We start from the raw sequence: 22,147 nt of genomic DNA, 5'->3' as shown, positions 1-22,147 counted from the left end.
CCCCCTAATTTGCATCAATTCTGCAACAACAGGTATGCAAAAATCGCACCATTTTTTAAATACAGTAGCTATAGCGGCCCCTACTATAACTTTCGACAAAAAAAGTATGCCAAAATTAAGGCCAGCAACCATAGCGGCCCAATGATTAAGGCCAGCATCGTATCAGGATCCTGAGTCATGACCACAGCCACAAGGGCCAGCATAAACAAACAAAAAATACCCGATACAGGATACCAGGGCATTGGATAAGCCAGCCTGGCAGCCTCGGCCGGGGTCAGACTGCACCGAAACTTTGCCTGGACAATAACAATGGTGGCCCAGACCCATAAGCAGGAGAAGGTGCCAATACTGGTGACATATGTAAATACTTTGGCCGGAATGAGATAGTTAAGGGCTACCCCGGCAGTTAAACAAGCCGAGGAAACAAGCACGCCATTTACCGGCACCTGACTATTGTTGAGCTTCCGCAAAAAAACCGGCGCTTCTCCTTGTTTAGCCAGAGTATACAACATTCGGCCGGTACTAAAAACACCGCTGTTGCAGGAAGACAGCGCCGCCGACAACACAACAAAGTTCATTATACCGGCAGCATTAGCTACGCCCAGCTTTTCAAAGACCGATACAAACGGGCTGCCGACACTGCCAATTTCTGTCCAGGGATAGATTGACATGATGACATATAAGGAGCCGACATAAAACAAAATAATCCGCCAAAACACTTTATCAATAGCAGCAGGCAGACTTTTCCCCGGCTCCTTGGCCTCACCGGCCGTAATCCCAATCACCTCGATGCCTACATAAGAAAACAGCACCATGGCCAAAGCCATAACCACTCCGCTGATTCCATGCGGGAAAAAACCGCCATGCTGCCAAAGGTGCGCAATCCCCAGGGGAACATTATTATTACCGATGCCAAAGATAATCATGCCAAATCCCCCCAGGATCAAAAGGACAATGGCAATAATTTTAATTAAGGCAAACCAGAATTCGAATTCACCGTAGGCTTCCACCGCGACAAGATTTACACAAGTCATTATAATGACTGCGACTAACGCCGGGATCCACTGCGGCAGTTCAGGAAACCAGTAATTCATGTAAACGCCCACAGCAGTAATCTCCGCCATACCTGTCACTACCCACATGAACCAATATGTCCACCCTGTCAGGAAGCCGGGCAAGGGCCCCAGAAAGGTATGGGCATACGTACTGAAAGAACCAGCTACCGGATAGGCCACAGCCACCTCCCCCAACGCCCGCAGGAGACAGAAAACGACGATACCGCCAATGAGATACGCAAAGAGGAGCGCGGGGCCAGCCGTCTGAATAGCCGCTGAAGATCCCAGAAACAACCCTACCCCAATCGAGCCGCCAAGAGCGATCAGCTGTATATGCCGCTCTTTAAGCCCTCTTTTGAGTTCCTGCCTGTTTCCTGTTTTACGCAATTCCATTCCCTCCGCTGCTATAAAAAGTACTATTGGGTGTGCATAGATACCCCACAGTACAATTTATAATTACAGCAGCCGGATTAGACCTCGGTTTTTCTGCTTAGCCTGACGGATTAGCCTGATTAGGCCGCCTGGTGCTGGCCAGTTCGTACTCCACAATTAGCTTATCAAGATATATGCTCATTGCCGCTACCTCTTTATCAGAGAAATCACCCTGTTTTTGCTGCACTAACAGGTGTAGCTGGCTGCGCACAGTCTCAATTTCCCGCTCTTTTTCCGCCAGACTAGTCACACTTAACCCCCTGAATCATATTTGCCTGCCTGCGCGTCCGTGCTGCCCCGGCTTTCAGCCATTCGATCCACGCCGGTAACCCGTCCCCGGTCCTGCATGAGGTTTGCAGTAAACTTGCTTGCGGGTTTAAGCCTTTTATGTCATCGATAGCAGCATCCATGTTAAAGCTCGTATAAGGCAGCAGATCAGTTTTATTCAATATAATCGCCTCTGACTGCCGGAAAACAAGCGGATATTTAAGAGGCTTATCTTCCCCTTCGGTAACGCTGAATACCACTACCTTGGCATGCTCTCCCACATTGAATTCAGCAGGGCATACCAAATTGCCGACATTTTCGATAATAAGAATATCGACTGCTGCTAAATCAAGCTTGGTTAGGGCGGCTTTAACCATAAAGGCATCAAGATGGCAGCCGCCCCCGGTGTTGATCTGTACGACCGGTGTTCCCGCCCCGGCAATCCTGTCGGCATCTTTAGAGGTATATAAGTCGCCCTCAATGACAGCCAGAGTAAGCTCATTTTTTAACAAACTTACAGTCTGCTCCAGCAGCGAAGTTTTCCCACACCCTGGTGACCCCATTAAATTAACCGTAAAAATCCCCCGGGTTGTCAGCATAGTGTTTAATTCTGCCGCATTTTCATCATTTTTATGGAGAATATTGCTCATAACAGGAATTTCCACAGCTATTCTACCTCCACACTTTCAACTTTAAGTTCCCGGCCTGATACAATCTCAATCGCATATGAGCCACAAGCTGCACAAATAAAGCGGTACTTGTCGACCCGGCGCTCGTCGCCACAATCCCGACACCGGCCGGTTAGCGGGACAATACGAACAGACAAGCAAGCACCGGCTGCCATTGTACCCTCGGCCAGGGCTGCAAAGCCAAACTCCAATGACTCAGGCACAATACCGGTCAATTCGCCTGTCAAGACCCGAATGCCTGTTATTTTACCGGCACCATGACTGGTAGCGGTGTTCAGAGCCAGCTCCAGAATACCTTGGGCGATTGCCAGCTCATGCATGGCGGCCCCACACCCCGGCTGGCAGTTCTAGTTTAACGTTGCAGTGCATATAAAGTTTCTCCTTTCCTCTGTAAATTCCTTCCAAAAATTCTTCACTATTTTCTTACAGAATAAGTCATTGGCAATATTTCACTTAATTAACATAATATTTATGGAATAATGATTCATGCACTCGCAGATACTAGTTTTAGAAAAATTTCAGGAGGTGCTTTACTTTATGTCTAGAAGCAGAAAACCAGTTAATCCTGGTGCCGAAAACGCCCTTGATCGCATGAAAATGGAAATAGCCAATGAATTGGGTATTAGTGAAAAAGTCCGCAGTCAGGGATGGTATTCCATGACCTCCGCCGATTGCGGCCGGGTTGGCGGCCATATGGTTCGCCGGATGATCGAGCAATATGAATCATCACTGGGTGGCCAAAGCACAACCGCTACCACAACTTCAACTGCTCCTACCGGCACCTTGACTTCCCAATATGACATTAACAGCAGCAATTAATTAATTTAACATAAGAGATGGCAATTAGCCATCTCTTATGTGCTTTTCAGCCATCTTTAAGTTTATTGACGCTTTTGCTGCAACAGCGGCAATACAGCCGGAAAAGGCTGGGTATTAATGATATCCCCGGCAGCCAGCCCCGCTTTGCGGGCAACCGCCACACCATAACGCATATAGTCAAATTCGCTTACCGCATGCGCATCCGGATTAATCGCAAATAAGACCCCTTGTTCCTTCGCCAGCCGGCACCAGCGCCAATCAAGATCAAGCCGGTGGGGACTGGCATTAATCTCCAGTATTGTGCCGCTGTGGGCAGCAGCCTGAATAACCTCTGTCAAATTAACCGCATATCCTTTCCGGCCTAACAATAGCCGCCCGGTCGGATGCCCCAGCATAGTTACATAACGGTTTTGCACGGCCTTCACAATCCGCCGCGTCATATCAGCTTCACTTTGACGAAAAGCGGAATGGACAGAGGCCACTACAAAATCAAAGCCTGCCAGTATTTCATCAGGATAATCAAGAGACCCGTCAGGTAATATATCGCTTTCAATCCCTGCCAAAATAATAAACCCCGCTTGCTTCGCATTCCATGCTTCAATCTCCCGCCGCTGCGCCCTAACGGTTTCAATACTGAGGCCGCGGGCATAAACGGCCGTCCGGCTGTGATCGGCAATGCCGAGATATTTCCATCCGCGCTGTCTGGCTGCAGCCGCCATGTCAGCCAGGCTTGCCGACCCGTCTGAATAAGAGGTATGAACATGGAAGATGCCCCGTATATCTGACAAAGACATCAATACTGCCTGTTCTGACCCGGCCGGGCTAAGCTTGTCCTCATCTTCCCGGCACTCCGGCTCAGCATAATTTACCTGCAGCCGTGAATAGAGACCCTGCTCATCCGGTACGGCAACCGGTTCGCCGCTCGCAGTTTGTAAACCGGCGGCACTAAACAGTAAGCCTTGCCGCCGGGCCTGGTCTGCCAGCTTAGCGACATAACCGCTGCTGCCGGTGTGATAAACCAGCGCTGGCCAGTATTCATCAGCACCAACAATATAAATCGTACAAATAAGGCCATTTACCAGCCTGATTACACATTTATCGGCCTCATCACTAATGACGTGATCGCTGCCCTGCATACCCCTTATACCGGCTGCCAGGCCGGCCGGGGCAGAACAGGCCGCTAAAATCTCAATCGAGCTGACAACTTCTACCCCTCTGCGAATGCTGCCGACAATCGCAGCCCGCTCCACGCCCGGCTGGAGTTTTATATATTCGACAAGCAGATCGGCTACCGGCCACGCGTCACCAAGGATAAACTGGCCTCGAAATTTTTTCATATCTTCAATACCCTGTAAAATCCTTTCCTGGGTTTTGCTGCCAAAACCGGCCAAGGTTACCAGCCGGTTTTCCCGGCAGGCATATTCAAGTTCCCCCAATGACTGGATACCAAGCTGCGCATGCAGGGCCCAAGCTTTCTTGGCTCCCAGACCGGGAAGTGCCATCAGTTCGAAGAGTCCCGGCGGCAAACTGCTTTTGAGTTCTTCATAATAGCTTATCCGCCCTGTCGCAATGTATTCGTGAATTATTTCCCTGAGGGCCTGGCCAATTCCCTTGAGGCCTGTTAATCTTGCCTCTGCATCAGGATCAGTAAGATTACCGTCAAATTTTTCAATCGTGCGGGCTGCATTCTGATAAGCCCGGATTTTGAAGATATTCTCACCGCCCAGTTCCAGGAGTTGGGCAATTTCAGCCAATAACCGGGCCAATTCATATTTATCGCTCATCTGCAGCCCCCTCTACTTTGGTTCAAAGTGAACAATGATTTCCGTTCCCTGTTTTACGGCCGTGTAGGGAGCGACGTTTTGCTTGACTGCGGTGCCTGTCCCTACAGGCACAAAAGTCAGACCCAGGCTGTGCAGTTCTTCCCCTGCTTCTCTGATCGTCTTGCCGCTTAGTGCCGGCATCGACACATGCCCGGGCGGCAGCGGCGCCGAAGGCCTTTGGGCAGCAGGCACAGAGTCTGGCTGCTCAACGCCGGCAGCGGCGGGAGCAGGCGGCAGCAGCGGATTACCGTCATAAGGCCTGATATTCAGATATCGCATCACCTGCGACATAATATCGCTGAATACCGGGGCGGCAATCTCGCCGCCATAATAAAATCCGGCCGGATCGTCTAAGACAACAAGAGCGGCAACCTGCGGATCTTCAACAGGACCATACCCGCCAAAAGAAGCAATATAGTGACCAGCCAAATAGCCATTGCCTTCAGGTTTCAGCTTTTCGGCAGTTCCCGTTTTACCGGCAAAACGGTAACCTTTTACCGTTGCTTTTTTACCGCCGCCTTCACTGACAACCTTCTCCAGCATACCGGTGAGTATCCGCGCGGTTTCCGGACTGATGGCCTGACGGACAGCGATAGGCTCAAATATTTCTGCCAAGGTACCGTCATCATTACGATATTCTCTGATAATTCGCGGTTTCAGCAATACACCGTCATTCGCAATGGCGGCAATGGCCGCTGTCAGTTGAATAGGCGTAACAGCAATACTCTGCCCAATGGACATGGTCGCCGTATCGCTGTCCCGCATTTCTTTAGGATCAAACATCAGCCCTGCTTCCTCACCGGGCAATTCAATATCTGACCGCTTGCCAAAGCCAAAGTCACGCACATAACTTGTTAGCTTGGCTGCCCCCACCCGCATACCGACCTCAACAAAGCCGGTATTAATTGAGTTCTTGATAATATCGGTAAAGGATACCTCCCCGTAACTTTCATCACTCCAGTTTTTTATTCGCCGTCCCGAAATTTCAACAAAACCCTTATCAACAAAACGCTCCTCCGGCCGCACCTTGCCGTCCTCCAGGGCAGCGGCGGCAATAACTGACTTAAACGTTGAACCAGGCTCGTAGATGATAGAGACCGCCCGGTTTTTCCACTGTTCCGGGCTGTAGCGCTCAAACTGATTAGGGTTATAGGTAGGCCGGCTGGCCATCGCCAGAATTTCTCCCGTTTTCGGCTGCATAATAATTACGGTAGCGGCCTTCGCTCCGGTCTTGGCCATAGCCTCATCAAGTGACCGCTCTACGATGTATTGAATGGTACTGTCGATGGTCAAATAAACCGATTTACCCTGCTTCTCAGGAATAAATGAAAATATTGATTTAAATATCGGCGTGCCATGACTGTCGGTATCTATAACCTGCTTGAGTTCCCGCCCTTTAATGGTCTTATCAAGCGTCATTTCAATCCCTTCCAGACCAATATCATCGGTACCGACAAAACCCAATACCTGAGCTGCCAGGCTGTCATTAGGATAATAACGTTTACTCTCTTCAACAAAGCCAAGGCCTGTCAGCCCATGTTCCTTAATCAGCAGTGTGACAGCCTTAGCCTGCTCCGGCTCAAGGGTCCGTTTTATCCATACAAAACTTGCGCCTGTGGCCAGGCGTTCTCTGATTCCCGCCGGACTGATATTAAGAGCAGCAGCGAGCAGATCGGCCAGCGCCGCGGCATCCTTGACCTCCCGGGGATTAGCGTATAATGATTTTGTCATAGTGCTGACAGCCAGTTCCCGGCCATTACGGTCATAAATAGTGCCGCGCGGCGACTGCATAATCCGGTTTTCCCTAAGCTGGTTCCGCGCTTTAGCACTAAGCTGCTGACCTTCGCCAAACTGAATCCAGGCAATTCTAGCCGCCAAACCACCCAGCGCCGCTATTGTTAAAAGCAGAAACAAAGCCAAACGTTTTTTTGTATGTGCAGGCATTGCCACCATGGTAGTCAACCCTTCCTTAAATTACAAAATTCACCTATTAAATATTCGCTGTACCATAGCAATTACCTGCCACAAAAAAAAGACATCGCGCCAAAGCAATGTCTGTAATACGGCCTGTATATTCCTTTACAGCTTATTGCTGGACAGACTGACCGGCGCCGGCCGCTTGCTCCCGGCGGCTTTTCCGCCACCAGACACTTGCCCCCAGCACGCCAGCGGTAATAACGGCGGGAATTAGCCACGCCGGCAGCAGCCCGTGAATAACAGGGCCTATTTTATGATCACTGATCATCATTTCCCCGGCTGTCCAGGCAATCAAAGCGGCCCCGGCATAGACAACCACCGGATATTTATCCATAATTTTAATAATAAGCTGACTGCCGAAAATAATAAGCGGGATACTGAGAGCCAGCCCCAGCCCCAGCAGCATATAATCGCCTTTGGCCACAGCCGCAATAGCCAGGGTATTGTCAAGACTCATTACCAAATCGGCAACAATAATTGTCTTGATCGCCGTCATGAAGGAACCGCCGGCTTCGACATTCTCCGCACACTGATCCTCCATCAGCAATTTTGCGGCAATCCAGACAAGGAGTATTCCGCCGATAAACTGAACATAGGGTATTTGCAAGAGTACAACCGCTACAAGTGTCAAAATAACCCGCAGCCCTATTGCCCCGGCGCTACCCCACAGAATGGCCATCTTTTGCTGCTTGGGGGGCAAACAACGGCTGGCCATAGCAATGACCACTGCATTGTCGCCGCTAAGCACGATGTTCACCATCATGATACTAGCCAGCGCTAACAAAAACTCCATTTACTGCACTCCTCTATTGTGAATTACTGACTGATATAGTACACAACCTGCCTGCCAACATTCCACATTTCATAGCAAGCTTTAGTATCAGATATTAAAAGTGTGGACAAATTTTATTTTATCAAGGTATTATCAAATGCGCAAGTCCCCTATCGGCAAAATATTGTATACAGCCCCCACTTCCTTATTTTACTTAGCCCGCGGCCTTAGATGATTTTATCGCTTACTGCCGGTATAAAGAAACACCGGCTTGCGCCAGCTCTTGCTCATAAGCAGCAGCTTACTTTCCTAAGCACGGAGCAAGCCAATCGTTCCCGGCAGAAAAAAGCAGAAATAAAGCCTTAGCCTTATTTCTGCCCAAAGGTAATTACCTCTCATTGGTTCAATTTTTATTATGATTTGTTATTATTACCAAATCATATTATCAATTTTCTGTATCCATTATATACTTACCTTTGTCTCCTGAGTATGGTCCTTGTTTTGCCGGCAAAGCAGCTGGGTGGCCCCTATTCACTCTGGGCTTCATTCCAGGCAAGGACGGCCGTAAGCTGCCCGCTTAAACTGTCAAATTCGTTGGCGGTCATAATGCCGGCCATTGCCAGGGCATCTTTTAAATCGTCTGCACTTAGCTGGCTCCATTGCGCATACTGCTGACTGTCAATCAGAAAATTGCTGATCAAATATTCCAGCATCAGCCCTGTCATCTGAATGACTCCTCCTTCGCCCGGCCGGCAACCGCTGGGCAGCATGTGTTCAACAACTGCATGTTGTTCTCCTTCGTTTAATTTTATGCTATAGTTTAAGTATGCCCAAACCACTATAATTTTTTCCCGGCAATTAAACATTCTGTGAGGTATATATGTAATGGAGCCCATTGTAATTCCTAACGGGAATAGCCGTTTAAGCGGCATACTCCATCCGGCCGGCAGGCCCTCAGAAACAACGCTGATTATTTCTCATGGCTTCCGGGGAACGAAGGAGGGAGGGGGCCGGGCTGTCCGGCTTGCTGAAACACTGGCCACTGCCGGTCTCCATGTAATCCGGTATGACTTTACCCCGCTCCAGAGCTTAACTTGCCAAATCTCCGAGTTGGCTGCCGTTATTGAATATGCCCGCCAGGCTGTCAGCAAAAAAACCATATTGTTGGGCCGCAGCATGGGCGGTAGTGCCTCCCTGGCCGCAGCCGCAGCTGACCGGAGGATAGCAGGCCTTATCCTCTGGTCAGCGCCCTGGGACTTAACAGCTACTTTTCAATTGGCCTTAGGGGCTCACTATAATGATTTGTTAACAGAAAAAACCCTAAGTATAACTGACGAATATGGCCATCTCTTGCTAACCGCTGATTTTATCCACGACTTTAAGAACCATGATCTGCTGGCTGCTGTTAAACGCCTTAGCCGTAAGCCACTGCTTATCCTCCACGGTACTGCCGACACGATTGTGCCTGTCAGCCAGGCTTATACCATTTACAAGCTGGCAGCAGGCCCAAAAGAACTGCAGCTGTACAAAAATAGTGATCACCATTTATCAGGCCACACCACCCTGGCTGGTGCAGCAATTATAGCTTGGCTGAGAAAAGAAGCCTTGCTTTAGCTGAGAATAGCCTTAATTACATTTTTTGCTCAAAAAAAGAGGCTCCGGAACCGCTGCCGGAGTCTCTTTCTGGCCTATTCTTTAGCTTTTGGTATTGCCCGCCGCCTGCCGGCCTTTATCACCGGCAAATGCCCACGCCCTGCCGCCTTCGCTCTGCCGGACTGAGCAAGGCCTCCTGCTGCCGCCGGATTTTGCGTTCCCACTCGCAGACCAGCTCGGCCCGGAAGTGATGCACTAATAGCTCCGGTTTCACGGCATAGATAATTCGTTTGACTGCCGGCACCCTAAAGGGCCGATGCTCATCAATGTGCACCAGGTGGGCCAGCAATTCCGCCGGCCCACCCGGACTCCCGTTTCCCGGCTTTTGTTTGCGCTGCACATATTCCCCTGACAGCGAACAGTTTAAATGCAAACCCCGCATATACCGCCCGTACGGGCCAAGTTTGCGCAACACCGCCAGGATGTAATCCACACTTTCGACCTCAGTCTTTAACTTTTGGTTCGTATTCATCAAATGCCCGGTGTCCAGCATGAAGCCAATATTTGGATGTTTCACCCCGTGGATCAGCCTGGCCGCCAGCTTTTTGTCCAGCAGCCGCAGACCCGGCCACCACTGGTTTGCAAATAACAGCGCCATAGCCTCCGATATCGGGGCTATCAATTCATTAATAACCTCAACAGCGGCGCTAATCACCTCGGTGTCGGTAGCACCAAACTGCCAGGTATAGGTTTCCCAGGGCTTAACCTCACTGACCGGCAAGACCAGATACGTGGCGCCGGCGGCCCGGGCATCATCGATTTTTTGCCGGTAGCCTTCCAGCCATTCATCCCGGTCCAAAGTCCCATACCTTGCTTTTATTCCTGCTTCGCTGCCAAACTGGCGCAGGAGTGCCTGGCGGTCCTGCCGCCAGAAATCCAGCCACGAATCTCCCAGGTTAAGGTATGCGCCGCAGATCCATTGCGCTGGTAAAACCTTGAGATCCCATGGACCGCCCAGCTCAACTTCAATGCCATCAAGGTGGCGGCGCGCCAGCAAGGGCTCCAGCCAGTCATAATTATCCGGACTGAGGTCCTGGCTAACCGGGCCGTTAGACAGGCTGATTAACTGCCGCATACGTATCTGCCCCTTTCGCCGGGTCGTTTATTGCTAATTCTAGAAATTGCCGCAAAACTCGAACTGTCAATAAATCAAGCACGAGCAAACCGCCTCTTTCCTGTAACCACATCGCCATATTATGTCTAGAAAAGTTCATCATAGCCAAAATCCCCTTTTTTCCATAATATATCGGGTTAAATAGACTTGTAAATACCGGATTGCAGCATTTACAGCATGTAATCAGCAATCCTGGCGAACCGCTGACGGTAGCATGCGCACAACGCTTTACAGCCGCAAGCCAAAGAACGGTTTTGCTAGACCGAATACTAGATAGCTCTACCTACAGAGTAAAAACGGCTAACCAAACCAATAGCCGTTTGTTTTTACATGCTTGTACTAAGCTAACGCCTGCAGCCGGTTTATTGCCGGCAAATCAATAAGCCGGGTTGCAATCTTTGCTGCCAGAGCCTGATTGTGAGTAATCGCAATCAACCCCATCTGCCGCTCTTTAATTACCTTGAGGACCAACTGCCAGATTTGCGCCTGGGTAATCACATCCAGCATTGTGCTCATCTCATCAGCAATAAGCAGCCGGGTCTCAGGGCTTCGGCATATTTCTCATTATAGGCATGCCTCGGCACAATACCGATAGTCGCTGTTGTAGGGCGTAAATACCGATCAGGGTTTTGCCTTGACATCCCCCCTATGATTAATCCCTGGCGGTATTTTGCCGCATTATTCAGGACAGCAAAAAAGCCCTTCCAGATTCAGGAAGGGCAGGATATCCAAAGCTATAACAGGACCGGTAAAAAAACAGATCAATGCGCCAGCGTAATCCCCTCCCTATCGCTCGTAGGTAAACGGTGATTGTCAAACAGGCAGTTCTCCTGGCTCTGGATCATGACTCCTTCGCGCCTTCCCAAAGCCTAGGCCTCAGTGACTTTCTTGCGAAGATGTTCCCCATTACAGTGGCGGGACCGCGCCGGTGTTACACCGGTCTTCCCTATTAAGCCCTTGCGGGCACCTATTTCATTACCTATTCGATTTTTAACAATGCACAAATTAAAGTATTAATATGTCAAGAATAGCACTTTCTGTCATAGCTTGTCAATTACTTTTACAGCACAACCAACCTCATAAAACCGCCCGCAGCTATGATTGGTGCAGGTTGATTACCAGCTTGACTAACAGCAGGTACAAGCTGATCAAAGCTAGCGCCTAAACGCCTCTATTCTATAAATTCTACAAATCCCTGTGTGCCGTCTACCCGGATTCTCTGCCCGTTTTGAATTTTACCGGTTGCATTATCAACACCGGCTACCGCCGGGATACCGTATTCCCGGGCCACAACTGCCCCATGGGTCATCAGGCCGCCGACCTCGGTCACCAATCCGGCTGCCAGCGGAAATAACGGGGTCCAGCCAGGGTCGGTATAAGGGGCCACCAGGATATCGCCCTTTTGCATTGTAGCCTCTTCCAGTTTAAGGATGACGCGGGCGCAGCCCTCAACGATTCCAGCCGAAACCGGGCTGCCGGGCAGAGCGCCGGCCGGCACGGACGCCCCCGGGTTGGCAGTAATGATTTCCCCTTCACTGGTCATAACACGCGGCGGCTTCAGCTTGGCAACGTTGCTGAATTGCTCCTTGCGCCCGGCGACAACTGCATAGTCAGCCTGTTGGGTTGCAATAATTGTCTTGAACTCCTGCAGTGAAAACCAATAAACATCTTCATGAGCCGCCAGCACGCCGGCGGCGGTCAGTTGAGCCGCCTCCTGCAAAAGCACCTGTTTAATGATAGCCAGATTCTGAACAATAAAAAATTTGGGATGTTCTCTCAGTCCGATAAAGGCCCGATGAACCTTGATCAGCCGCCGCATGCATCTGGCTTTGAAAAAACCGCCCGGTTTGGCCTGTAATCGTTCCAACAACCGGTCGGCCGCAAGCTCAGCTTCTTTTTTTCCTGCTGCAAAAACCAGGCGGTGCTGCCCCGGCCGGATGCCTGCAATCTGGCTCAGAATAGCAGGCACCAAAGCGGTGGGAGCCTCACGCCATCGCGGCCGGGTGACATCAATCTCGCCGGTCCCCCGCATGCCATATTGCTCAAAGAAAGCTAACAACACAGGTAAAACCTCGGCCCCGCCGTCAACAGCCCGCAAGCCTGCAAAAAAGGAGTCGTCTGCTGCCTGCTTAAGATAAGCCGCTACCGCCGGATATGGCCGGGCTGCATCGGCTACATCGCCCAGTGCCAACCCCATTTCGGTGGTTACATTGCCGGTTGGTGACTTGCTGATGTCACCCAGTTCCTGGGCATCACCCACCCATTTTTGAGACAGGGCCGCAATAAGCTTATAGGTAATTAGCCCCGCTCCCAGATAGGGCGCTATCCTGGGCAGCACTGTCGGTATCAGCGAGGACAGTATTTCCTGCACCTCCGTAATTCGTGCCACGCCCGCAACCGCCAGCAGTTTTGTTCTGTTTTCATGAATCTGACGCTCAATAAACCCGTTTATCTCTTCCATTGCCGCTGCATTATCACGATACAGAATATTTCTGAAAACTGCAAAGATGGTAGGAAAGGCTGTAGTAAGCCAAGCCGGTTCCACCTTTTTGTCAGGCTGTAATGACGGCTGGAACTCATCTCTGCTGATAAAATCCCGTACCGCCCGGCCAATCATTTCGTCAATATTCAGCAATAATTCGGGCAGCCTCTTTCTCACCTGCGGGTAGCCGAGCAGATCGGTAAGATCCAGATACAGCCTGGCGCCGACTTCCTGCAGGTAAGGACTCTCCTCCTGAGGCCGGCTTTTTCCGACCGGAACCAGGGTTTTCAGCACCGATATGCCCAGAGGTTTCATAGCTTCAGTCATCATCTGCTGATGACCGATTGACACGAACAGACGCAGCTGATCCCCGCTTGCAGGCGGCACAGGATAAAGAGTGGTAATCGGCCGGCTTTGTAAAATAAATATTTCGTTACCGGCAATACCCCACTCAATATCCTGAGGATTGCCGAAGTGCGCTTCAATACTTCGCCCCAGCGAGGCCAGCCGGATAGCATCGGCAGCCGCTAAAGCCGGAACCAGCTGCCGTTCACCGGCAATCTCAACATTAACTGTGCCCCCTTCAGGTTTGGCATAAATAGCGGTTTCTTTCCTGGCAATCTGCTGCTTAATTAACGTACCGCCTTGCACCTGGTATAAATCGGCCGCAACAATACCTGATACCAGCGCATCCCCGAGACCAAAACCGGCATCGATAACTACAGTTTTCCGGTTGCCGCTAACCGGGTCAGCAGTAAACATGATGCCCGACACCTCGGGAAAAACCATCTGCTGGACAACAACAGACAACAGTACCTTATCATGTTCAAACCCATTTTGCTGCCGGTAAACAATAGCCCGTTCAGTAAACAGGGATGCCCAGCATTTCCGGATACAATCCAGGAGCTGCTGCTCTCCCTTAACATTGAGAAAGGTATCCTGCTGGCCGGCAAAAGATGCCCCTGGCAAATCTTCCGCTGTCGCGCTGGAACGGACAGCATAGGCAAGCTGACTCCCGGTCTCCTGCCAGGCCAGAATAATGTCCTGCTGAATCAAACTTGGAATAGCAAGGGTTTCGATATGATCCCTGATCTGCTTCCCTGCCGTTTTAAGCTGTTCAGGCGATAGAAGAGTGCCTGACAAGCCGTTTAATAACGCCGCAAACGCCCCACTTGTATTTATAAAATCAGCGTAGGCCCTAGTTGAAACACAAAAACCTGCCGGCACCCGGATTCCGGGAATACGGCCCAGCTCGCCCAGGTTTGCCCCTTTGCCGCCGACCTCGGCCAGACTTGATTTATTAATGTCAGAGAAATTGAGGACATATTGACTCATTCTGCTTCCTCATTTCGTGGTTTATGTACCACCCGGCTCCGCCAGCCAGTACTTGGCCTGCATAATTAGGGAGAAGCAGGGTCGAGTAGAGGCGGAACTCACGTTCCAGCCCCCCCTCACAGAACAAGACTTGCCCTATTAAGGCATCCGGCTCTTCATAGCAGCATTTACTTACGCTTAGCCATAGCTATTGTTTGGCCAACTCAGCTATCCTTGTCAGTTTTGTTTCCAATGGTTTCTCTGCCTCTAGTGCAGCCATTGTTTCTCTTTCCAAGGGCTCTACTATGTTACGTCCTTCCCTCCGCAGGCATTACCCTGCTTCCTTGGTACTACTACGTAATCCGACTCCCTGCCACTTATTTGGCTTCCTTGTCTTCAACTTGTCGGCCATACTCCTATCGGAGAGCGGCAGGGTCTCCCAAGTTCACACGGAGTAACAGTGTGTAGCATGCCAAGACCTTCGATCCCGGGGCGCCGGGCTTAGCTCGCCTTTATCGCTAAACTCGGTATTGTCTTCTGCTCGTCCCATGCATCGACCTTTCCCATTAGGGATTTCGGGATTCTACATCTTCAGCTTGCGCTTTCGCCCTACTACCTTTCCTGCCTACGCTTAGACCTGGCGTTACCGCTTCAGTCCCAAGGCTGGATACTGGGTGACTGGCTAGGCCTTCCCAGGCGGGATTCCCACCCGCTATACTCCGTGTGCTTCTTGGCGCACGGGACGGTCCTTTTGCTTCCATCAAGATCTCTGCTTTTTCCCCAGTAACCATTCTGATACCAAGTTTCGAAATTTAACCCAAATATTTTTTGGGCTAGCTCACTAAAACTAATTCGTATCCGTTCATTAGCAAGTATGCTGGCATTAAGTGTATTCTATTCCATTGATATTATATTTCATTAATTATCTCCTAATAGCGCCGCCGGGGTATCAGATCTATTCCTGCCGCCGTTCATAATCAATCAGCGTCCATTTGCTTCTCCTATACCGTTGTATCCGGTTCTAGCCAGGCACTGAATCCTATCCTGCCTTTATTCCTGCCAATGCTGGGGCTGATTAAGCACATCAGAGCACTGAACCCTGCCTTTAATTCGGCCTATTAAACCAGGGTGCAGCTCTTGAACCATCCATGCATTAGCATGTTCATCCGGGATGGGATAAGGTGCATCAAGTCCATGTTTTCCCGCCACACAAAAACCATGTTTTGGATAATATGTAGGGTGACCAAGGACAAAAACCAATTCTACCCTTGCTGTTAGCAATTTGACTAATCCGCATTTTATTAATTTGCCGCCAATTCCTCGGCTTGAAAATCTGAATGGACTGCAAGTGGTGCTAGTATAACTGATGAAACTGCCTGGTCAGGACTAATTTTTGCTTTGGAAAAAATAATATGTCCGACAATATTATTTTTTACAGTTGCGACCAGGGATAACAGTGGTAAGGCTGTAACATCTACTAACAAATCATTGACGAGATTAGCAATCTCCTCTCCTTTTCTTCCACCAAAAGCAGCGGCATGAACCGCTAAAATCTGCTCTAAATCTTGGTCGAGCGAAACCCTAAGCTCCATTTATTTTACCTCCATAGTATCATTGGCAATACGTTTAAAAAGCCTGACAAGTGACAGCCGGCAAAGAAGAAGCACCGGGACGTTCAGAAGAAGCACCGGGACGTTCATTTTGCTTCGGAGCTGCGCTCGCATATCATCCAGATATTGCCACGACACTCCATTAAGCCAGCATATATTTGACAATTGACCGCACATGAATTTGGGCTGTATTCAGAATTTCTATAGGCAAATCGCCGGCATGAACCATCAGCGGGAGTTCTGTACAACCTAAAACAAGTCCATTGGCATGATGTTTCGTTATAAGTTTTTCTGCAATTCCCAGCAATTTTTTCTTATCCTCCGGCACGACGATTCCATCCTCCAGTTTAGGAAAAATAATATTATGAATAGCCTCTTTTTCCTGTTCATCGGGAACAAATGCCTGCAGTCCATATTGGCGGAATTTTTCGGTATAAAGACCATTTGTCATGGTGAATTTTGTCCCCATTACAATGACCCGGGTACATCCCGTTTCCCGAACATATTGACAGGTCGCCTCCACAATGCTGATCAGAGGTACGGGGGACTGCTCTTGCAACTGGTCAAAAACAATATGCGGTGTATTTGATGCTATCGCCGCAACGTCAGCGCCCGCATTTTTCACATTTTTTACTGCCGCCAGCAACATGGCAATCAACCCATCCCAATTCTCCCCGGCAACATAGCCCAACATTTCTGTCATATTTATGCTGTCGATTACAAGACCCGGATATTGCCCGTCCTGCCTTGCGGCACGGTATCCTTCAATAATGCCGCTATAATAGTCTAACGTCGATGCAGGGCCGATTCCGCCAATAATCCCAGCTTTTTTCATACGCCCCTCTACCTCCTTATCTTTCTTCACTATCTACATAATTAAATACAACGGCAAGCTTTTTCTAGCGCTTTCCAGCAGCCAGAAAAGCGCCGGGATGTCATTTTGCTTCCCTTAATCAAAGAGAAGCAAAATGAACGTCCCCATGCTTCCGGTCTCTGCTTCCTGGTAAATAATTCATTTATTTTTAATTTTACACTAAACCTGCTTCTATTTGTCAATCCTTACTTACCATATTTTATACTCATTGCCGTACCGGCCCCGCCCTTATATGCCTACAGCGACTCTAAAAGAACCGTTAGGAAAAAATCCCTTGGAAGTTTGCACACAGAAACAGCTGTCAGTTAAATAACCGACAGCTGTTTCTGTTAAATGTATGGCGGAGTGGCAGGGATTTGAACCCTGGCAGGCCTCACGACCTCTAACGATTTAGCAAACCGTCCTCTTCAGCCACTTGAGTACCACTCCGTGTTTGATGAATTATACACAGTATTATATCAGCCGCTATGGGGTAAGTCAACTGAATATAATGGCGGAGGGGGTGGGATTCGAACCCACGGTCCCTTGCGGGATCACTGGTTTTCAAGACCAGCTCCATAAACCGCTCGGACACCCCTCCGCATCCGACACATTAAGTATTATAACAAACGGCAATTGTCCTTGTCAACAAAACAGCTGCAGGTAATTTTTCTCGGTTAGGCAAACAGGATTAGTTTTCCTCGGCCCGGCAGGCAGTTTCCAGTTCCCGGACGATCTGCGGTAAAGCACGCAGCAATTCATCCAGTTCCTCTTCCGTTAATTTTATATCCACTAATGCAGCCTCCATCTTTTAACCCCTTCTTATCAGCATTGCGGTCACACTCAGCCTGCCCATATAATACATTAATACATAGAACAGGGCGTTTAGTAACATTCTACCATAGAGGGATCTGACGTTATGCTAAGAAACGGTAAAAATCAGATTAATTTTGCATAAAAAGGTTGACTAATAACGTAAACAGAATTATATTCTTTATAGAGTTATCGAAAGCTAATCAGTAGAAATCTAAAAGTAGGTGAGATAGATGGATATAGACCGACCTGGCGGGCCGATTCTGCCGATTTTAATTAAATACAGGGGAATATTCCATTTTGTCTTGCCTGGTGTTTGTCTGAGCGTACAGGATTGCACAGTTTGATTGTTTTTTCCTGCTCGTTGGCAGCGCAGCAGAATTTTGTATTCCCCTCAATTAAAGAAAGGGGGAGCAATTATGCTAAAAGTTTTTCGCAGCAACTGTACGCGTCTATTTGAATTAACACTCCAGACACTTGAAAAGGGTGCCTGGCTCAAACTGGTAAATCCAACCCCGGAAGAACTGGAACAAGTGGTGGCAGCAACCGGCTGCCCGCTGGATTTTCTGAAAGCGGCGTTGGATGAAGAAGAACGTTCCCGTATTGAACTTGATGAAGATTTTATGCTGGTCATTACCAATATTCCTGTGACCCGCGGACATGACAGCTACGACACCCTGCCATTAGGCATTATTCTGACACCCGAATTTATTATCACCGTCTGTTTGGAAGCCAACGATGTGCTGGCAGATTTTAATCCGGAAAACGCCCGGGCTTTCAGTACTTTTAAAAAAACCCGCTTTCTTTTCCAGATCTTATACAAATCGGCGGCTTTATATCTAAAATACTTAAAACAGATTAACCGCCGCACCGATGAGATTGAGCGCTATCTACGGCGATCAATGCAAAACAAGGAAATATTTCAGCTCCTGGAGCTGCAAAAGGGCTTAACCTATTTTGCCGCCTCCTTACGGTCTAACGGTATTGTCCTGGAAAAACTGCTCAGACTGCGTTCCACCAGTCAGGTTCAGCATCTCATTAAGATCTATGAAGAGGATGAGGACCTGTTGGAAGATGTTATTATCGAAAACAAGCAGGCCATTGAGATGGTTGAGATGTACAGCCGTATTTTGAATGGCATGATGGATACCTTCACCTCCATCATCTCCAACAATCTTAACCGGGTTATGAAATTCCTCGCTTCTATGACGATTATACTGGCCATCCCCACCATGGTAGCCAGTTTTATGGGCATGAATGTCGATATACCGCTGGGCGGTATTCATGGCGGCTTTTTAGCTACCCTGCTGTTCGCCGGAGCAGTTACCGCCCTTAGTGCTTTTGGTCTGTGGCGAAAAGATATGTTTTAATGGATCAGTGTTTAAAACCGGGGAGAACCCCCGGTTTTTTTATGTTTTGCCAAGCTATTAATATCGGGATATTTGATTATTGCTGGAAAAAGGGCAGGAAATTAGTTCTGTTACGCGAAATACTAAAATCATGAAAAATTGGAGAGGACTGGTTATCGGTGTCAAAAAAGAATATCCCCGTCTTACTACTTATTTTATTTTTATTCACCTGCCTGATAGGGGTTATGAGTCCGTCTACCGCCTGGGCCGGTGAGAAAAAACGCATCGGTATTGTCGATTTTGAAAATGCTTCCCAGGTCTCAGACCGGGCGCTGGGACGCGGCGTTTGTGACACCCTGGTAAACGAGCTTGTAAAAAACAAATCATATCTGGTGATTGAGCGTGAGCAGCTGGCTCAGATGATGCGGGAGAAAAAGCTAGGGCTGGACGGATTCAGTACCGGTCCTGCCCAATATGTTAAGTTTGACGGCCTTGATTATCTGGTTGTCGGCAAGATCGTCGAAGCCGGCGCCGAACAGGTTAACCTGTTCGGTTTAGCCACACAAACTCAGGTCAAGGTGGTTTTATCGGTCCGCATGATTGATGCCAACAGCGGCAATATTTTATGGGCCGAGCAGGCAGACGGCACAGTGTCTTTGGGCTCTCTCAACGATAACAGCGGCCGGCCCATTTTCGCGCAGGGCCAAAGCAACTCCGCATTTTCAGAAGCGGCCCGCAAAGCCGTGATCAAGGTTGTGGATAAGATCAATCAGGTTAACCCCCTGGAAGGTTTTGTCGTACAAATCTCCGGTAAAAAAGTATATATCGACCTTGGCCGCGAACATGGCGTGCAACCTGGCCAATCCTATATCATTTTCCGCGAGGGCAAGCTTATTATCCACCCTGTAACCGGCCGGGTTCTGGGGGCAGAGAAGTTTGATATTGCAACAATCAAAATTACCAGTGTTGAAAATGATATGGCTATTGGTGAGGTTCAGGGCTCAGCACTGGGCATTCAAGCCAGTGACAAAGTAAGAAAGAAATAGGGTACCCAATGATTAGGTGGTGAAAAGTTTGCAAAGATTCATCCTGATTATAACCATGGCCCTCCTGGGTTTATCGGCAGTCATACCGCTGGCGCTGGCCAGGGAGGTTACCGTCCAGGGCTATGGGCTTAGCAGGGAAGAAGCGGTTACTGATGCGCTGCGAAATGCGGTTGAGCAGGCGGTCGGCACCCTGGTTGACTCCCAGACGCTGATACAAAATGCCGAAGTAGTCCAGGACGAGATCTATACCAAATCCCGTGGCTTCGTGCAGGACTGGACAATTATCAGTGAGCAAAGCCAGCCAGGGCAAACAGTTGTAACCGCCCGCGTTCAGGTTGACACCCAGCCGAGTTCCCGGTTAACGGGACAGTTGCAGCGGTTAAAGCTGATTGAGCAGGGCTTGCGTGATCCGCGCATTGGGGTCATCATCCCTGAATACCATCTTTCCGCACGAATACCGGACCCGGCCGGCGAAACAGCAATGATAAAAAAATTGCTGGCAGCCGGCTTTAGCCGGCTGGTGGATATCGGGCAAATCCAGAATATCCGGTATACCAATACCGTTAAAGCTATTATTCAGGGCAACCGGGACGAAGCCCTGGCCTTTGCCAGCAGCCAGGGGCTTGATTATCTCATTGTCGGGGAAGCTTTCAGCACCCGCAGCAGCTTCCAATACGGCTTAATATCCTGCGGGGCCCGGCTGGAGGCCAAAATCATAAAGGCTGACACCGGTGAAGTTATCGCCACCAACGGTCTGTACGGTACAGGCGTCCATTCGTCAGAGTTTATCGCCGCGAAATTAGCCCTTACCGAAGCGGGTGAAAAGATGGGCGATTATATGGTCCAGCGGCTGATGGCCTTTGCCGGCAATCCGGAAAAGGGGGTGCAGCTGGTGGTAAGAGGGGTTACCAGTTACGCCAAGGTCAGCCTGCTGGAAAATGAGCTTAAGCAGGTTCGAGGTGTCAAAAATGTGTATGTCCGCAGTTATGGTGGCGGGATTGTAACAATCGACATCAACTATACGTATGCCCCTAAAAACCTGGCCAATGAACTGGAGAGATTAAGTGGTATTACCCTGAATATCACGGACATTACCAGCAGCGGCATTCAGTCTGTCATGAAATATTAATCCAGAGGAGGATATCCCATGTTTAAAAGAACTTTGATCTGCTTCACAATCTGCGCGCTGCTTATTGCCGGCTTACCGCTGGCAGCCGGTGCAGCCACCGTAAATACCAATGTAAATGTTTCTGTCTCCGCTGTTGATCAGGTAGGTGCCAATGGTTCCATCAACTGGGATGAGGGTTTTGTCGAGGCGACCGGTACCGGTGTGCCGTCAAGTATCGCCAAGTCTCCGGCGCAAGCCCGCCTAATGGCCAGACGCGCAGCCATTGTCGACGCCCAGCGTAATCTGCTGGAAAGCATTGAGGGGGTAAAGATCACAGCCGAAACTACGGTGAAAAACTTCGAAACAACCAATGATACGGTGAGAACCCAGGTCACCGGCATTGTTAAAGGCTCTAAAATCGTCAATGAACAACAAGTGTTTGACGGCACTTATCAGGTAACGCTGCGGGTTAACCTCTATGGCCACGGCAGCCTGGCCGAGGTTATTGTCGATGCCACCGCACCGGTTACGCCTGCTCCCCTGCCGTCGCCCTCACCGTCCTCCCCCCCGGTTGCATTGCCGGTATATACTGGTTTAGTTGTTGATGTAAGCGGCCTGCCGCTGGAACGGGCGATGTCCCCGGTTATTTTTGATGATACAGGCCGCGCCGTCTACGGCCACACCAATATTATTCCGGAGTATGCCATATCGCAGGGAATGGTCGATTACATGTGCACTACGGAAGATATCCGCGCGGTTGAGCTGGGCCAGTCCCGCGCCGGTACCACCCCCATTATGGTCAAAGCAATCGGTCTCCGCGATCATAACGTAAATATCATTATTAGTCAGGCTGACGCTGACAGGATACTGGCTGCGAACGCCCAGAGCAATTTCCTCCCGCGAGCCATGGTTTGTGTACGGCAGTAGTCACTAACAAAAAGGATGTGCATTTTGCACATCCTTTTTTGTTT

At 49.5% G+C, this 22,147-nt stretch carries 20 protein-coding genes, 2 tRNA genes and 1 riboswitch; of the genes, 6 read left to right on the top strand and 16 right to left on the bottom strand.

Features of this window, described 5'->3' with window-relative positions; translation table 11 throughout:
- Window positions 1–83: 83 nt before the first annotated feature.
- The 4 genes from SPTER_RS22940 to hypA all read right to left on the bottom strand — a co-directional run bounded on the left by SPTER_RS22940 (window position 84) and on the right by hypA (window position 2,763).
- Window positions 84–1,448 carry an amino acid permease gene (locus SPTER_RS22940; protein ID WP_144352507.1) on the bottom strand — a complete coding sequence of 455 codons (1,365 nt, stop codon included), beginning with the start codon at window positions 1,446–1,448 and terminating at the stop codon, window positions 84–86.
- Window positions 1,449–1,545: 97 nt separating this feature from the next.
- The gene (locus tag SPTER_RS22935; protein WP_144352506.1) at window positions 1,546–1,737 is read right to left on the bottom strand and encodes an aspartyl-phosphate phosphatase Spo0E family protein; all 192 of its coding nucleotides are present in this window, start codon (window positions 1,735–1,737) and stop codon (window positions 1,546–1,548) included.
- Window positions 1,730–2,419, bottom strand: a complete 690-nt coding sequence (gene hypB, locus SPTER_RS22930) for a hydrogenase nickel incorporation protein HypB (RefSeq protein ID WP_144352505.1) — start codon at window positions 2,417–2,419, stop codon at window positions 1,730–1,732. Before hypB ends, SPTER_RS22935 begins: the two co-directional genes overlap by 8 nt.
- 2 nt (window positions 2,420–2,421) lie before the next feature.
- Window positions 2,422–2,763 carry a hydrogenase maturation nickel metallochaperone HypA gene (gene hypA, locus SPTER_RS22925; protein ID WP_144352504.1) on the bottom strand — a complete coding sequence of 114 codons (342 nt, stop codon included), beginning with the start codon at window positions 2,761–2,763 and terminating at the stop codon, window positions 2,422–2,424.
- A gap of 217 nt (window positions 2,764–2,980) precedes the next feature.
- Between hypA and SPTER_RS22920 the strand changes: the two genes are divergently transcribed.
- Window positions 2,981–3,262, top strand: coding sequence for an alpha/beta-type small acid-soluble spore protein (locus SPTER_RS22920; RefSeq protein ID WP_144352503.1), 282 nt, complete (start codon window positions 2,981–2,983; stop codon window positions 3,260–3,262).
- Between the two features lie 62 nt (window positions 3,263–3,324).
- Here SPTER_RS22920 and polX read toward each other — a convergent pair whose 3' ends face one another.
- From polX to SPTER_RS22900, 4 genes are all read right to left on the bottom strand, one after another.
- Complete coding sequence (gene polX, locus SPTER_RS22915) at window positions 3,325–5,046, bottom strand: DNA polymerase/3'-5' exonuclease PolX (protein WP_144352502.1); 1,722 nt, start codon at window positions 5,044–5,046, stop codon at window positions 3,325–3,327.
- 12 nt (window positions 5,047–5,058) lie between these two features.
- Window positions 5,059–7,038, bottom strand: a complete 1,980-nt coding sequence (locus SPTER_RS22910) for a penicillin-binding protein (RefSeq protein WP_144352501.1) — start codon at window positions 7,036–7,038, stop codon at window positions 5,059–5,061.
- A gap of 133 nt (window positions 7,039–7,171) precedes the next feature.
- Window positions 7,172–7,855, bottom strand: a complete 684-nt coding sequence (locus SPTER_RS22905) for a TerC family protein (RefSeq protein ID WP_144352500.1) — start codon at window positions 7,853–7,855, stop codon at window positions 7,172–7,174.
- A gap of 506 nt (window positions 7,856–8,361) precedes the next feature.
- Window positions 8,362–8,559: a hypothetical protein gene (locus SPTER_RS22900; RefSeq protein ID WP_144352499.1), complete on the bottom strand. Its 198-nt coding sequence runs from the start codon at window positions 8,557–8,559 to the stop codon at window positions 8,362–8,364.
- Between the two features lie 160 nt (window positions 8,560–8,719).
- Between SPTER_RS22900 and SPTER_RS22895 the strand changes: the two genes are divergently transcribed.
- Entirely contained in the window at window positions 8,720–9,448 is a 729-nt protein-coding gene (locus SPTER_RS22895; RefSeq protein WP_144352498.1) for an alpha/beta hydrolase, read from the top strand.
- Window positions 9,449–9,566: 118 nt separating this feature from the next.
- Here the strand turns inward: SPTER_RS22895 and SPTER_RS22890 are convergent, their stop codons facing one another.
- From SPTER_RS22890 to SPTER_RS22860, 8 genes are all read right to left on the bottom strand, one after another.
- On the bottom strand, window positions 9,567–10,562 hold the full coding sequence (locus SPTER_RS22890) for a TIM barrel protein (RefSeq protein WP_144352497.1): 996 nt from the start codon (window positions 10,560–10,562) through the stop codon (window positions 9,567–9,569).
- Window positions 10,537–10,680: a hypothetical protein gene (locus tag SPTER_RS24950; RefSeq protein ID WP_170233377.1), complete on the bottom strand. Its 144-nt coding sequence runs from the start codon at window positions 10,678–10,680 to the stop codon at window positions 10,537–10,539. Before SPTER_RS24950 ends, SPTER_RS22890 begins: the two co-directional genes overlap by 26 nt.
- Before the next feature lie 260 nt (window positions 10,681–10,940).
- The gene (locus tag SPTER_RS22885) at window positions 10,941–11,117 is read right to left on the bottom strand and encodes a hypothetical protein (RefSeq protein WP_211367372.1); all 177 of its coding nucleotides are present in this window, start codon (window positions 11,115–11,117) and stop codon (window positions 10,941–10,943) included.
- Between the two features lie 287 nt (window positions 11,118–11,404).
- Window positions 11,405–11,587: riboswitch (cobalamin riboswitch) on the bottom strand.
- A 185-nt stretch (window positions 11,588–11,772) separates the two neighbouring features.
- Window positions 11,773–14,418, bottom strand: coding sequence for a phosphoenolpyruvate synthase (locus SPTER_RS22880; RefSeq protein ID WP_144352496.1), 2,646 nt, complete (start codon window positions 14,416–14,418; stop codon window positions 11,773–11,775).
- Between the two features lie 1,280 nt (window positions 14,419–15,698).
- A complete protein-coding gene (locus tag SPTER_RS25140; protein ID WP_211367371.1) occupies window positions 15,699–15,989 on the bottom strand; it encodes a GNAT family N-acetyltransferase in 291 nt (96 codons plus the stop codon).
- Between the two features lie 160 nt (window positions 15,990–16,149).
- On the bottom strand, window positions 16,150–16,842 hold the full coding sequence (locus SPTER_RS22870) for an aspartate/glutamate racemase family protein (protein WP_144352495.1): 693 nt from the start codon (window positions 16,840–16,842) through the stop codon (window positions 16,150–16,152).
- A gap of 377 nt (window positions 16,843–17,219) precedes the next feature.
- Window positions 17,220–17,310, bottom strand: a tRNA-Ser gene (locus SPTER_RS22865).
- Between the two features lie 62 nt (window positions 17,311–17,372).
- Window positions 17,373–17,461: transfer RNA gene (locus tag SPTER_RS22860), tRNA-Ser, on the bottom strand.
- A gap of 631 nt (window positions 17,462–18,092) precedes the next feature.
- Here SPTER_RS22860 and SPTER_RS22855 point away from each other — a divergent pair.
- The 4 genes from SPTER_RS22855 (at window position 18,093) to SPTER_RS22840 (ending at window position 22,103) form a co-directional block, all read left to right on the top strand.
- Window positions 18,093–19,043: a magnesium transporter CorA family protein gene (locus SPTER_RS22855; RefSeq protein ID WP_144352494.1), complete on the top strand. Its 951-nt coding sequence runs from the start codon at window positions 18,093–18,095 to the stop codon at window positions 19,041–19,043.
- Window positions 19,044–19,267: 224 nt separating this feature from the next.
- Entirely contained in the window at window positions 19,268–20,068 is an 801-nt protein-coding gene (locus SPTER_RS22850; RefSeq protein ID WP_144352493.1) for a CsgG/HfaB family protein, read from the top strand.
- A 28-nt stretch (window positions 20,069–20,096) separates the two neighbouring features.
- Window positions 20,097–21,197: a hypothetical protein gene (locus SPTER_RS22845; protein ID WP_144352492.1), complete on the top strand. Its 1,101-nt coding sequence runs from the start codon at window positions 20,097–20,099 to the stop codon at window positions 21,195–21,197.
- A gap of 18 nt (window positions 21,198–21,215) precedes the next feature.
- On the top strand, window positions 21,216–22,103 hold the full coding sequence (locus tag SPTER_RS22840; RefSeq protein ID WP_144352491.1) for an LPP20 family lipoprotein: 888 nt from the start codon (window positions 21,216–21,218) through the stop codon (window positions 22,101–22,103).
- Window positions 22,104–22,147 lie beyond the last annotated feature (44 nt).

The organism is Sporomusa termitida (assembly GCF_007641255.1).
GTDB classification, from domain to species: Bacteria; Bacillota; Negativicutes; order Sporomusales; family Sporomusaceae; genus Sporomusa; species Sporomusa termitida.
Note: the sequence above shows the minus strand (reverse complement) of the source record. Positions and strands in the feature narration are given on the sequence as shown.

Bases quoted from the DNA above. Each gene is read 5' to 3' on its own strand.
- SPTER_RS22840 (WP_144352491.1), top strand. From the start codon at position 21,216: ATGTTTAAAAGAACTTTGATCTGCTTCACAATCTGCGCGCTGCTTATT.
- SPTER_RS22895 (WP_144352498.1), top strand. From the start codon at position 8,720: ATGGAGCCCATTGTAATTCCTAACGGGAATAGCCGTTTAAGCGGCATA.
- polX (WP_144352502.1), bottom strand. From the start codon at position 5,046: ATGAGCGATAAATATGAATTGGCCCGGTTATTGGCTGAAATTGCCCAA.
- SPTER_RS22940 (WP_144352507.1), bottom strand. From the start codon at position 1,448: ATGGAATTGCGTAAAACAGGAAACAGGCAGGAACTCAAAAGAGGGCTT.
- SPTER_RS22890 (WP_144352497.1), bottom strand. From the start codon at position 10,562: ATGCGGCAGTTAATCAGCCTGTCTAACGGCCCGGTTAGCCAGGACCTC.
- SPTER_RS22855 (WP_144352494.1), top strand. From the start codon at position 18,093: ATGCTAAAAGTTTTTCGCAGCAACTGTACGCGTCTATTTGAATTAACA.
- SPTER_RS25140 (WP_211367371.1), bottom strand. From the start codon at position 15,989: ATGGAGCTTAGGGTTTCGCTCGACCAAGATTTAGAGCAGATTTTAGCG.
- hypA (WP_144352504.1), bottom strand. From the start codon at position 2,763: ATGCATGAGCTGGCAATCGCCCAAGGTATTCTGGAGCTGGCTCTGAAC.
- SPTER_RS22900 (WP_144352499.1), bottom strand. From the start codon at position 8,559: ATGACAGGGCTGATGCTGGAATATTTGATCAGCAATTTTCTGATTGAC.
- SPTER_RS22850 (WP_144352493.1), top strand. From the start codon at position 19,268: ATGAGTCCGTCTACCGCCTGGGCCGGTGAGAAAAAACGCATCGGTATT.
- SPTER_RS24950 (WP_170233377.1), bottom strand. From the start codon at position 10,680: ATGGCGATGTGGTTACAGGAAAGAGGCGGTTTGCTCGTGCTTGATTTA.
- SPTER_RS22880 (WP_144352496.1), bottom strand. From the start codon at position 14,418: ATGAGTCAATATGTCCTCAATTTCTCTGACATTAATAAATCAAGTCTG.
- SPTER_RS22885 (WP_211367372.1), bottom strand. From the start codon at position 11,117: ATGAGCACAATGCTGGATGTGATTACCCAGGCGCAAATCTGGCAGTTG.
- SPTER_RS22920 (WP_144352503.1), top strand. From the start codon at position 2,981: ATGTCTAGAAGCAGAAAACCAGTTAATCCTGGTGCCGAAAACGCCCTT.
- SPTER_RS22905 (WP_144352500.1), bottom strand. From the start codon at position 7,855: ATGGAGTTTTTGTTAGCGCTGGCTAGTATCATGATGGTGAACATCGTG.
- SPTER_RS22910 (WP_144352501.1), bottom strand. From the start codon at position 7,038: ATGGTGGCAATGCCTGCACATACAAAAAAACGTTTGGCTTTGTTTCTG.
- SPTER_RS22870 (WP_144352495.1), bottom strand. From the start codon at position 16,842: ATGAAAAAAGCTGGGATTATTGGCGGAATCGGCCCTGCATCGACGTTA.